We start from the raw sequence: 10,627 nt of genomic DNA, 5'->3' as shown, positions 1-10,627 counted from the left end.
GAAACGCTCTTCCAACTGATCGGGACGACGTACGGCGGCGACGGGCAAAGTACGTTCAGCCTGCCGGATCTTCGCGGACGCATTCCGATTCATCAGGGCAACGGCTTTATCCTGGCCGAAACCGGCGGCGCCGAGGAGATTACACTCACCATCCAGCAAATTCCCGTGCACAGCCATCCTTTGCTCGGTTCGTCCTCCGTGGCGGCGGATGGCAATCCCGGCGGCCGGGTTCCCGCCGAAACCGGAACTGCTGGCGCCTTCTTCTATCTGGAAGATACGCCGACCGTCACCATGGCCGCCAACGCAATCAGCCCGGTCGGTGGCAGCCAGCCGCACACGAATTTCCAACCTTATCTCTGCGTCGATTTCATCATTTCGCTCTTCGGGATTTTCCCGAGCCCGACCTAGGAGCAGACCAGTGGCCGATCCTTTCGTCGCCGAAATTCGCATTTTCCCGTTCAACTTCGCTCCGAAAGGCTGGGCTTGGTGCGACGGCCAGCTGATGCCGCTGTCGCAGAACACGGCCCTGTTCTCGCTCTTGGGAACGACCTATGGCGGCAACGGCAAGAGCAATTTTGCTCTGCCGGACCTGCAGGGCAGGGCGCCTATGCATCCGGGGCAGGGGCCTGGCCTCAGTCTGCACGATCTCGGTGAAACCGCCGGATCGGAAACGGTGACGCTGCTGCAATCGGAAATTCCGGCGCACAGCCATGCGCTCCGCGGCAACAATACGCTCGGCGATTCGCCCGTCGCCACCGGCAACACGCTTGCTCGGCTGGCTAACGTCTATCAGCAGGACAGTACACAAAATCTGGTCCAAATGGCTCCGGAGGCGCTTCCACCCGCCGGCGGCGACCAACCGCACAACAACATGCAGCCCTACCTGACCTGCTATTTCTGCATAGCCTTGCAGGGCGTATTTCCGCCGCGCGGCTGACCGGTTTGGCGGCCGGCCCAGCACCCCAAGGCGCGGGCAGGGCGGCCGTCCCCCGCCCGGCATGGGCGAGATCCACGGCGGCCGGCTTGCTATTCCGCCCTATCGGTGACGATGATCTGCCGTTCCTTTCGGCGCTCTATGCATCGACGCGGGAAGGGGAGTTGGCAGCTTCGGGATGGCCAGACGCTGCCAAACGCGATTTCCTCGCCCAGCAGTTCGCCGCACAGCACACCCACTACATGCGCCATTACCCCGGCGCCGAGTGGCTGATAGCGGAAACCGGCGGTCGCGCCGTCGGGCGACTTTATTTCGTGCGCTGGCCGCGTGACGTCCGGATCATCGATATCGCGCTGACGCCGGCGGCGCGGAACCATGGGTTCGGCACAGCGATGCTCGGCGACCTGATCGACGAGGCCGGCGCCGAACGCAAGACGGTCAGCATACATGTCGAACGGATGAACCCGGCGCTGACTCTCTACCGGCGCGTTGGCTTCGAAATAGCTGAGGACAAGGGCGTCTACCTGCTGCTCCAGCGTCAGGTGAATACGGCCTCGTAGACGACGCCGTCCTTATGCCGCCCGACTGGCACGATGAAAATTTCGACTTCGCCCAGAACGGCGTGCCGGAGGGGGTAGGTCGCTTGCGGCAGGAGAGACGCCGCCGGTCCAATGAAGCTCAACGAAAACGCGCCGCCCTCGCGCAATGCCGTTCCGAGCGGCTTTGCCTCATTCAGCACCAGTGGGACGTCTGCCCCCTCTGTGGCAATCGCGAAGACGTCGCCGACATGCGGTTCAAAATGGGAGCGGGTGAGGTTTTCGATCATGGTGGGAGAGCCGACGGTGGACGATGGCGCACTGTTGCCCAGGTATGCCGGGCTGTCCATAGTGTTGACGATGTCCGAAAGCCGTTTGCACGATGCGGGCGCCTCGCGTAGAAAACAGAGGAATGGCTTGGGGAACTCGACACGGGGGGAGTAGACGATTTGGCCGATATTGGACAGGCAGCCGTTACAGAAACATCCGCCAGCGGGCCGGACGCTTCGAAGACGCAATTGCCGATGTTTTACCGGAAGCCGGAGGCCTTGCATCCGTCAAGGCATGGCACACTCAGCCTAGTGACGAAGCCGGATTATGGCTTTGCTGCGACCGCGCACGCCGTTCCCATCATGGCGTCGGAAATGCCGGCGGCGATGCGTTCCTATCCGATCGTCTTTGTCGGCCCGCAGAAGGCGCCGGTCGTCATCACCGGCCTGCGGCAGAACGAGAACCTTTTCGTTGAGCCGGACGGCTCGTGGACCGCTCCGCATTACGTGCCTGCCTATGTACGCCGCTATCCTTTCGTGCTGGCTGAAGACAAGCAGCCGACGGAGCGGCTGACGCTGTGTATCGATCGTGAAAGCGACCGCATCGTCGAGACGGTGACGGCGTCGCTGACAGGAGGCGACGGCGCGACCGTACCGCTTTTCGACGGCACCGAACCCAGCCAGGCGACGCGTGGCGCGCTGGAGTTCTGCAACCAGTTCCAGATGGGCTTTGCTGCGACGCGTACGGTCATTGAGAGCATCGACGCGCTCGGGCTTTTCGTCACGCGCAAGAGCACGGTGACGCTGGAAGGCCGCGAAGTTCTCAATCTGACCGATTTCCAGGTGGTGGACGAAGCTGCCCTCAACGCTCTCGGCGACGACGACTTTCTTAAGTTAAGAAAGTCTGGTGCCCTCGCCATGATATATTGCCCTCTGGCTTCATCCAATAGCTGGAACTCTCTGGCCTATCAGGCGAAAGCCAGGAAGTCGAAATAGCGGCGGCAGGTGCGACGGAACCTCGGCCCTTACTGTGCAGCCTTGAGCTTGCGCACGTCGATCCGGCGTGCGGCCGCGGAGACGGAAATCTCGAAATGATCGGTCTGCGTCACGTCCAGCACTTTGGTGGGGCGGTAGGCAGCGACGTTGACGCCTCCGGCGAACCTGACGCTGCCGTAGAGAACGCCGTCGCCCCCCGAGGCCCTGACAGCCTCGCCGAAAGGCTGCGATGCGGCGTAGCTATCAGGCGCGTAAAGTTCCGGCCGCTCAGTCTGCAGGCCGCGAATGTCGAGATATGCGCCTGCCAGGCTGGCGGAATAAGCGCGGTAGGTGCGCTGCATTGCCGGCGCCTTGCGCGCGACAGCTTCGCGGCGCAGATGATGGCCGACCTCGGCGATCGCCGTTTTGATCTCCGCAGCCGCATACCAGGCGCCGAGGTCGGGACCGTTGAAGCGCATGCCGGCCGGCGCGACATGCAGGAAAGCCGCCATGACGATGCTGGCATTGGCGCGGCCGAACACCCATTCATGTTCAGGCAGGCGGCGGATGCGTTCGGCGACGAGGCGGTCGTTGGTCCAACCAGCTAGGTCCATCACCGCCTCGAGGTCCGATGCGGTCGCCACCGTATCGAAAAGCCCGATCGGCGGAAATTGCGACGGGATCAGCCGGTGCGACGGCTGCGGCGCCGCTGCAGGCCGTTCGGTCACGTGAAGACGATGTCCGTTTCCCGATAGGGTTCGAACGCCGCGTCCGCCGCGTTCGGCTCCATGTAGAGCCCGCCGCGCGCCGCGTCGAGGAAGCGGCGCACAGTCAGCAGCCCGTCCTGCGAGCCGGAGGTCACCAGCGCCAGCGGCGGCTTGCCGCCGAAAACCATGGCGTCATGCGGGCCGCGCAGCCACGCCACGCCGTCCCGCTCCGCGCCGAAGAGAACGCCGAGCGCCTGATGGATGCCGAGCACGGCCGAAATGCGCGTCAGCGTGTCGACGTCGAGCGTGAATTCGCCGTGCTCGCGGGCGAGTTTTGCCCAATTGTGGTAGGTGGATCGCGACGGGTAGCCGAGCACGAGGCGGCGCTCCTCTTCGCCGAGGCCCCACAGATCGGCAATGGCCAGAAAAGTCCGGAACGCCGGGGCGCTCAGCCGCCTGCGGTTGGCCGGCGCGAAACGCGACTGATCGAGCACCTGCGGCCCTGCTTCGACTGTTCCTGCTTGTCTTTTGAGTGCGCGCGCCATGCGATGTCCTCTGTCTGGATATGAGTATAGTCCAGATTTGGACATTTGCAAGGGACCTTTCCGGGGTCCGGTCCAAGAGTTGCGCTGCCAGTCTTGTTTCTCGCTCCAGTCAGGAGACGTCCAACGCGGCGAAGAGGGATTGTCCTTGCCGGCTGATGCGCAGCAGGACGGGTCTCTTCTCTTGACGGGACTCCACCAATTCCTCCTCGACTTCGGAAGGCTGCGTCACATTCCGGTCGTTAGCCGAGACGATCACGTCGCCTGGCTGGAGGCCGCTTTCGGCGGCGAGACTGTTGGGCGCCACTCCCTGCACAAACACCCCGGAAGCGTCGGGCTGGAGTCCGAGCTGCGGTCGGACCTCCTCCGGAATAGGGCTGAGCGCGAGGCCAAGGCTGTCGTCCGTTTCAGGCGTCGGAACTGCGCTCGTCTGCACCTCCTCTTCCTCGCGCTGACTGACCGTCAAGGCAGCTTGCTGTTCTGCGCCGCCGCGGTTCATCGTGAGCGTAGTCTCGGTTCCGGGCTTCTGGCTCGTTACCGCGAGCGTGAGATCGCGGGCGCTCTTGATCTCCTTGCCATTGAAGCGCGTGATTACATCGCCCGATTGCACGCCGGCCTTTTCCGCGGGCCCGCCAGGTTCGACCGAGGCGACCAGCGCTCCCTCGCTGCCCGGCATTCCGAGCGCTTCGGCCGTGGCCGGCGTGATTTCCTGGAGACGCACCCCGATGAAGCCGCGTTCGATCCGGCCCGTCCGGATCAACTGGTCGACAACGGTCCGGGCGGTGCGGGACGGCACAGCGAAACCGATGCCTATGCTGCCGCCCGTAGGCGAGACAATGGCGGTGTTGACGCCGATCACCTCGCCTCGCGTGTTGAACAGTGGGCCGCCCGAATTGCCCTGATTGACGGATGCATCGGTCTGGAGAAAGTCGTCATAGGGACCGACCTGGATATCGCGCGAACGGGCCGAGAGCACGCCGACTGTAACAGTTCCGCCGAGCCCGAATGGGCTGCCGATCGCGATCGTCCATGCGCCGGGCTGCACCGCGTCCGAGTCGCCCCAGACGATAGGCGTCAAATTGGGCCGCGGATCGATCTTCAGCACCGCTATATCGGTGGCCGGATCGCGTCCCACGAGTTGTGCGGGCGAGGTTTCCTTGTCGGAAAAGACGACATGGATTTCACTTGCCTCCTGAACGACGTGATTGTTTGTGACGATGTAGCCATCCTGGCTGATCACAAAACCGGACCCCAGGGCTTCCCGAACCTGCGGCTGGACCGGGCTCTGGCCACCATTGAAGGGGCCGAAGAAATCGCTGAAGGGCATTAAATTCGTTTGATCCTCCACGAATTGCCGCGTCGTGATCGCGACGACGGCCGGAATTTTTTCGCGAACGATCCCGGTAAAGTCGCCGGGAACCTCCTGGGCTGAGACCGCCGCTACACTGCCCATCGGGAGCATCAGGCTTCCGGCAACGAGGCCAGCGCACATTCGTTTGTTCAAACCCGGAAACATATCGGCATCTCCTGTTCCAGTGATCGTCGAATACTCTCTGAGCCTTGCCTAACGGTCTTGCCGGCCCAATGTTTGCGCCTCCGCAAGCGGGCAGAACTGTCAGGACCGGCAATTGTTTCACACTCGGGAAGAGCGGCGGTGAAAGATGATGCACCAGCGGCACGGGGACTTGGACGCCGCATTCTTCGCAAAATCCGGTCCCTCTCTCTCTGACGCCGCCGGAGCGAAGGCAGTGAGAACGGGCGGCTCAGTCAAACCAGTTCCTTCTCCGTGATGAACAGCCAGCCGAGCGGCGTTCGGTATCCGCTGATCGGTTGACGGCGTCGCCCGTCGACCGCCCCTGTCGAGGAATTGCAGCGTGGTTTGTCATGCTGTGGATGGCCGCCTATATGCCTGAGAGGGAGGGGATCGGTGGCGGGAGGCCGACAACTGCGTCATTGGCGACCCAGGATCGATCCGTCGTTATCGCCACCAACAACTGGAACGAGTTTCCAGCGGCCATCCGCCGAAAATTCCTTCTCGAGATAGCCCACAAGCCGACGCGGAGAGCCCGAAGCCATGTCGTTCTGCTATGACTGCGAGGTCGGCGAGCGGCGTATCGCGATAATCCATTCCTCCGAAGGTACAATCCAGAGAACTTCCAGTGGCCGTCCAACAGACCGGAAAACAGATCAAATTGATAATGTATTCAGCATCTTAAGCAGAATGCTGGCGGAGAGAGCGGGATTCGAACCCGCGATACGGTTCCCCGTATACACACTTTCCAGGCGTGCGCCTTCAACCACTCGGCCATCTCTCCGCATGCGTCCGCTGCCGGCCAGGGCTTGATCCCGAAAAGGTGGAGGCTTTTCGAACTGGATCATGCGGCCAATCATCAGGGCCTCAAGTCGGTCCATCGGAATGGATCGGCTCCCAAGCCACTGGAACGCCGGGCCCATCTAGTCGATCTCGCAGCGAATGCCAAGCCGTGAGATGGACATTGTTTGCATCGGGGACAAGCTCTCCAGCGTATTACGGCTGGCGTTTCCAGGTTTCAATTTCGCGTGTGGCCGATTGCGAAGCTTGGCGGCGCGCCATATGTCTCGTGTCGAACCGATGGCTGAAGGATCCGAATGCTGCGCCTGCTGTTCCGATTGCTCGCGATGCTCGCTTTGGCCGTCGCCGTCATCATGGCGGTGCTGGACGCGACCCGCACCATCGCCGCCGAGCAATTGGTGCTGACGCCGCTCGCCACAAGCTGGACGACGGTTTCGCCCGACACGCTGGAGGCGACCCGGGATTTCGTCCAGAATCGCATGCACACGCTTTTCTGGGATCCGGTCCTGATCCGGATCCTCAATATGCCGGGTTTTGTCGTCTTTGCGGCGCTGGCCTTCCTGTTCCACGCTATCGGCCGCAAGCCGCGGCGGATCGGCCGGCTGGCGATCCGCAACTGACAGCGCGCCCTTCGAGGCGCATCGCGAGCGTATCGGACCAATTGCTGACGTTAGAGAGGAATTGCGGATGTTTTTCCTGAGCGACATGCTGAACAAGAAGCTGAACCTGCCCAAGCCAGAGGAGGCGCTGCCTGGCCGCGATCGGCCGATCCCGACCGCGGAGAAGCATTTCGTCTCCGGGCGGCCGCTCAAGGGGCCTTATCCCGAGGGAATGGAAAAGGCGATGTTCGGCCTGGGTTGCTTCTGGGGCGCCGAACGCATGTTCTGGCAGATGGACGGCGTCTGGGGCACGGCGGTCGGCTATGCCGGCGGCGTCACGCCCAATCCGACCTATCAGGAGACCTGCACCGGCCTGACCGGCCATGCCGAAGTGGTGCTGGTCGTGTTCGATCCGAAGATCGTCCCCTACGCAGAGCTTCTGAAGGCATTCTGGGAAAACCACGACCCGACGCAGGGCATGCGCCAAGGCAACGATGTCGGCACCACCTATCGTTCGGCGATCTACACCTTCGGCGAGGCCCAGCACCAGGCGGCGCTGGCTTCGCGCGACGCCTACGAGGCCTCGCTGCGCGGCGCCGGACGCGGCAAGATCACCACCGAGATCGCACCCGCGCCGGAATTCTATTTTGCCGAGGAGGACCACCAGCAATATCTTGCCAAGAACCCCTACGGCTATTGCAACCTCCGAGGTACTGGCGTCGCCTGTGCCATGCCTCAACCAGCATCGGCTTAGACCGGATTAACCCTTGCTGCCTGTTTGCCGCGGGCCTTTTCCAAACGGTCAAGATTCCGCGTGAAATTTGTTTTTCGCCGTGCAAGAGTGGCTGCCGAGCGGGGGCGGAGGCCTGCGCCATGTGCCGCGAAGCGCCCGGGGAACGAGCTTGACGCGGCATCCAACGAAAAACAACCTACAGGGTGTGGATCACATGAAGCGTATTGTTCTTGGCCTTCTGGCTGCAACAGCAATGTCCTTCCCGGCATTCGCCGCGGACATCAAGCCCGCGATCATTTACGATCTCGGCGGCAAGTTCGACAAATCCTTCAACGAATCGGCCTATAACGGCGCCGAGAAGTTCAAGTCCGAAACCGGCGTCGAATACCGCGATTTCGAAATCCAGAACGACGCCCAGCGCGAGCAGGCGCTGCGCAAATTCGCCGAGGATGGCAACAACCCGATCGTCATGGCCGGCTTCTCCTGGGCGGCGGCGCTGGAAAAGGTCTCGGCCGATTTTCCTGACACCAGCTTCGCCATCATCGACATGGTCGTCGACAAGCCGAACGTTCGCTCGGTCGTCTACAAGGAGCAGGAAGGCTCCTATGTCGTTGGCGTCATGGCGGCCATGGCCTCCGAGACCAAGAAGGTCGGCTTCGTCGGCGGCATGGACATTCCGCTGATCCGCCGCTTCGGCTGCGGCTATGTCGGCGGCGCCAAGGCCGCCGGCGCGACCGACGTCATCCAGAACATGACAGGCGACACGCCGGCCGCCTGGAACGATCCGACCAAAGGCGGCGAGATCGCCAAGTCGCAGATCGACCAGGGCGCTGACGTGATCTACGCAGCCGCCGGCGGCACCGGCGTCGGCGTGCTTCAGGCCGCCGCGGATGCCGGCAAGCTCGGCATCGGCGTCGATTCCAACCAGAACGGCCTGCAGCCGGGCAAGATCCTGACCTCCATGGTCAAGCGGGTCGATGTCGCGGTCTACAACGCCTTCATGGACGCCAAGAACGATAGCTTCACCGCCGGCATCAACGATCTCGGCCTCAAGGAAGGCGGCGTCGACTACGCTATGGACGAGAACAACAAGGATCTCGTGACCGAGGAGATGAAGGCGGCAGCCGAAAAGGCAAAGGCCGACATCATCGCCGGAACCATCAAGGTCCACGACTACATGTCGGACAATTCCTGCCCGTATTGATCCTGATCTCAGGAAATGAAGCCGCCGGCCTCGCGCCGGCGGCTTTTTTTTGCAATGTATGCAAAACGATAAAAACTAAGAAATTGTAGGGTTAGGTGATAAAATGCCGCGACATGAAAAAGTTTTGAGCGTTTTTGTTGCATCACCGAGCGATGTAACGGATGAGCGAACGAAGCTTGAAGAAGTAGTAAATGAGCTAAATATCACTTGGAGTCGCGAATTTGGGGTGCGATTGGAATTGGTTCGCTGGGAAACCCATTCGTTCCCTTCTAAGGGTGCCGATGCACAAGACGTAATTAACACGCAGATCCCAGAAGACTACGACATCTTCATAGGGATAATGTGGTGCCGTTTCGGAACGCCTACAAAGCGTGCAGAATCAGGAACTTTAGAGGAATTTTTGAGGGCGAAGGCTCGCCATGACGAAAATCCTTCTTCGGTGGATATTATGATATATTTTAAAGACGAATCTGTTTCCCCCAGTATGATTGATACCACACAACTTCTAAAGGTCAATGAATTTAGAGAGTCTCTTGGTGGTGAGGGATTACTGTATTGGAATTTTAAAAGCAATTTCGATTTTGAAAAATTACTTAGATTGCATTTGGCTAGGAAAATTCAGAATTTTGTTTCAGGCAGCAAGAAGTTAGAAGGAACGCCACCGAGGGATGTTGTGTTACCTTCAAGCGAAATTCTGGAAGATGATGAAGAGCTTGGGCTGTTCGATTATGCCGAGCTATTTGAAAATAAATTTGCGGAACTTAAAGAGGCTACCGGTCGAATGGGAGAAGCTACATCAGAGCTCGGTGAGCGGCTTCGGGCGCGTACCGCAGAAACCAAGGAGTTGACTCAAAATTCCTTTGGAAACGTCGACCGAGGTGCGGCAACTCGCATAATTTCTCTCGCCGCTGCCGACCTAAAGCAGTATTCGACACGATTAGATGCCGAAATTCCGCTTTATCAGCAGGCTTTTGCATCCGGCATTGATGCATTCATTAAGTATGTTTCAATGATTGGGGATATGAACAAAAGTGAAGATAATTTGGCACAAGCGAAAGATGGGTTGGCTTCGGTGCTTGGATTGCGCGGACAACTTACGATGGCTAAAGATACGCTGAGAGATTTTCGCCAGACGATTTCTGAAATGCCTCGCATGACCAGCGAATTAAACAAGGCAAAACGAGTCACGGTATCGTCCATGGGTAATTTATTGGATGAATTTGTTAGGCAGGAGAATTTATTGTCTGCGTCGGAAAAAGTCATAAGGGATATTGTGGAAGAAAGAGAGCGGCCGTAGTTTACGTGATGAATAATCAATTTCAAATATATGAAAGCCGTCGGCCTAGCGCCGGCGGCTTTTTTATTCAGCCGGCGCGATTCCGGCGGCTTCGTCCGGAAACATTGATGGCGGAGAAATGCGGAGCCGCCGCCTGTTGCGCGCGGCGGACGTAAGGGACGAGCGGCCGATGACAGACAAAAGCATGCGCCTGGCGGCGATCGCGGCTCTGCTCCTGGCCGGCATCCTGGCCGGAACCCAACTCGGCAAGATCGCGCCGCTGGTCGGCTGGTACCAGGACGAGGTCGGCTTCTCGCTGATGCTGATCGGCTGGCTGACCTCGATGATCGGCATATTCGTGGCGCTGGCCGCACTGCCCGCCGGCTGGGCCATCGAGCGCGCCGGCATGCGCATGAGCTTCGCGGCGGCCAGCGCGGTTATGGCCGCCGGCGGCATCGCGCTCGCTTTCCTGCAAAAGCCGGAGGCCATCCTCGCCGCCCGCACGGTCGAGGGCGCCGGC

The 10,627-nt window shown here is 60.4% G+C and carries 13 protein-coding genes and 1 tRNA gene; 9 read left to right on the top strand and 5 right to left on the bottom strand.

Annotated features, from left to right (window positions below):
- From MAXJ12_RS00240 to MAXJ12_RS00230, 3 genes are all read left to right on the top strand, one after another.
- The coding region (locus tag MAXJ12_RS00240; RefSeq protein ID WP_008833707.1) for a phage tail protein at positions 1 to 408 on the top strand (408 nt) is incomplete at its 5' end.
- Positions 409 to 418: 10 nt separating this feature from the next.
- The gene (locus tag MAXJ12_RS00235; protein ID WP_008833706.1) at positions 419 to 937 is read left to right on the top strand and encodes a phage tail protein; all 519 of its coding nucleotides are present in this window, start codon (positions 419 to 421) and stop codon (positions 935 to 937) included.
- A gap of 86 nt (positions 938 to 1,023) precedes the next feature.
- A complete protein-coding gene (locus tag MAXJ12_RS00230; RefSeq protein ID WP_008833705.1) occupies positions 1,024 to 1,494 on the top strand; it encodes a GNAT family N-acetyltransferase in 471 nt (156 codons plus the stop codon).
- Here MAXJ12_RS00230 and MAXJ12_RS00225 read toward each other — a convergent pair.
- Positions 1,473 to 1,820, bottom strand: a complete 348-nt coding sequence (locus MAXJ12_RS00225; RefSeq protein WP_008833704.1) for a DUF6916 family protein — start codon at positions 1,818 to 1,820, stop codon at positions 1,473 to 1,475. The two genes, MAXJ12_RS00230 and MAXJ12_RS00225, sit on opposite strands and share 22 nt — an antisense overlap.
- A gap of 174 nt (positions 1,821 to 1,994) precedes the next feature.
- Here MAXJ12_RS00225 and MAXJ12_RS00220 point away from each other — a divergent pair, with 174 nt between their 5' ends.
- Positions 1,995 to 2,735, top strand: coding sequence for a SapC family protein (locus tag MAXJ12_RS00220; protein WP_139043745.1), 741 nt, complete (start codon positions 1,995 to 1,997; stop codon positions 2,733 to 2,735).
- A gap of 29 nt (positions 2,736 to 2,764) precedes the next feature.
- Here the strand turns inward: MAXJ12_RS00220 and MAXJ12_RS00215 are convergent, their stop codons facing one another.
- The 4 genes from MAXJ12_RS00215 to MAXJ12_RS00195 form a co-directional block, all read right to left on the bottom strand.
- A complete protein-coding gene (locus MAXJ12_RS00215; RefSeq protein WP_008833702.1) occupies positions 2,765 to 3,442 on the bottom strand; it encodes an RES family NAD+ phosphorylase in 678 nt (225 codons plus the stop codon).
- Entirely contained in the window at positions 3,439 to 3,966 is a 528-nt protein-coding gene (locus MAXJ12_RS00210; RefSeq protein WP_050898764.1) for an MbcA/ParS/Xre antitoxin family protein, read from the bottom strand. The genes MAXJ12_RS00215 and MAXJ12_RS00210 overlap by 4 nt, the downstream gene beginning before the upstream one ends.
- Positions 3,967 to 4,075: 109 nt before the next feature.
- Entirely contained in the window at positions 4,076 to 5,425 is a 1,350-nt protein-coding gene (locus MAXJ12_RS00205) for a Do family serine endopeptidase (protein WP_244421416.1), read from the bottom strand.
- A 763-nt stretch (positions 5,426 to 6,188) separates the two neighbouring features.
- Positions 6,189 to 6,278: transfer RNA gene (locus tag MAXJ12_RS00195), tRNA-Ser, on the bottom strand.
- 313 nt (positions 6,279 to 6,591) lie between these two features.
- Here MAXJ12_RS00195 and MAXJ12_RS00190 point away from each other — a divergent pair.
- The 5 genes from MAXJ12_RS00190 to MAXJ12_RS00170 form a co-directional block, all read left to right on the top strand.
- A complete protein-coding gene (locus tag MAXJ12_RS00190; protein ID WP_008833698.1) occupies positions 6,592 to 6,915 on the top strand; it encodes a hypothetical protein in 324 nt (107 codons plus the stop codon).
- Between the two features lie 67 nt (positions 6,916 to 6,982).
- The gene (gene msrA / locus MAXJ12_RS00185; protein WP_008833697.1) at positions 6,983 to 7,648 is read left to right on the top strand and encodes a peptide-methionine (S)-S-oxide reductase MsrA; all 666 of its coding nucleotides are present in this window, start codon (positions 6,983 to 6,985) and stop codon (positions 7,646 to 7,648) included.
- A 193-nt stretch (positions 7,649 to 7,841) separates the two neighbouring features.
- On the top strand, positions 7,842 to 8,831 hold the full coding sequence (locus MAXJ12_RS00180) for a BMP family lipoprotein (RefSeq protein ID WP_008833696.1): 990 nt from the start codon (positions 7,842 to 7,844) through the stop codon (positions 8,829 to 8,831).
- 103 nt (positions 8,832 to 8,934) lie between these two features.
- Entirely contained in the window at positions 8,935 to 10,128 is a 1,194-nt protein-coding gene (locus MAXJ12_RS00175; protein ID WP_085983839.1) for a DUF4062 domain-containing protein, read from the top strand.
- Positions 10,129 to 10,297: 169 nt separating this feature from the next.
- Positions 10,298 to 10,627: MFS transporter (locus MAXJ12_RS00170; RefSeq protein WP_157999613.1), on the top strand; the 330-nt coding region annotated here is incomplete at its 3' end.

The organism is Mesorhizobium alhagi CCNWXJ12-2 (assembly GCF_000236565.1).
GTDB lineage: Bacteria > Pseudomonadota > Alphaproteobacteria > Rhizobiales > Rhizobiaceae > Allomesorhizobium > Allomesorhizobium alhagi.
The sequence above is the reverse complement of the archived record's forward strand: the minus strand, read 5'-3'. Positions and strand labels throughout refer to the sequence as shown.

What these genes read in the sequence shown, in the direction of transcription:
- MAXJ12_RS00225 (WP_008833704.1), bottom strand. Translation starts at nt 1,820, where the DNA reads ATGGACAGCCCGGCATACCTGGGCAACAGTGCGCCATCGTCCACCGTC.
- MAXJ12_RS00205 (WP_244421416.1), bottom strand. Translation starts at nt 5,425, where the DNA reads ATGCTCCCGATGGGCAGTGTAGCGGCGGTCTCAGCCCAGGAGGTTCCC.
- MAXJ12_RS00220 (WP_139043745.1), top strand. Translation starts at nt 1,995, where the DNA reads ATGTTTTACCGGAAGCCGGAGGCCTTGCATCCGTCAAGGCATGGCACA.
- MAXJ12_RS00210 (WP_050898764.1), bottom strand. Translation starts at nt 3,966, where the DNA reads ATGGCGCGCGCACTCAAAAGACAAGCAGGAACAGTCGAAGCAGGGCCG.
- MAXJ12_RS00190 (WP_008833698.1), top strand. Translation starts at nt 6,592, where the DNA reads ATGCTGCGCCTGCTGTTCCGATTGCTCGCGATGCTCGCTTTGGCCGTC.
- msrA (WP_008833697.1), top strand. Translation starts at nt 6,983, where the DNA reads ATGTTTTTCCTGAGCGACATGCTGAACAAGAAGCTGAACCTGCCCAAG.
- MAXJ12_RS00180 (WP_008833696.1), top strand. Translation starts at nt 7,842, where the DNA reads ATGAAGCGTATTGTTCTTGGCCTTCTGGCTGCAACAGCAATGTCCTTC.
- MAXJ12_RS00175 (WP_085983839.1), top strand. Translation starts at nt 8,935, where the DNA reads ATGCCGCGACATGAAAAAGTTTTGAGCGTTTTTGTTGCATCACCGAGC.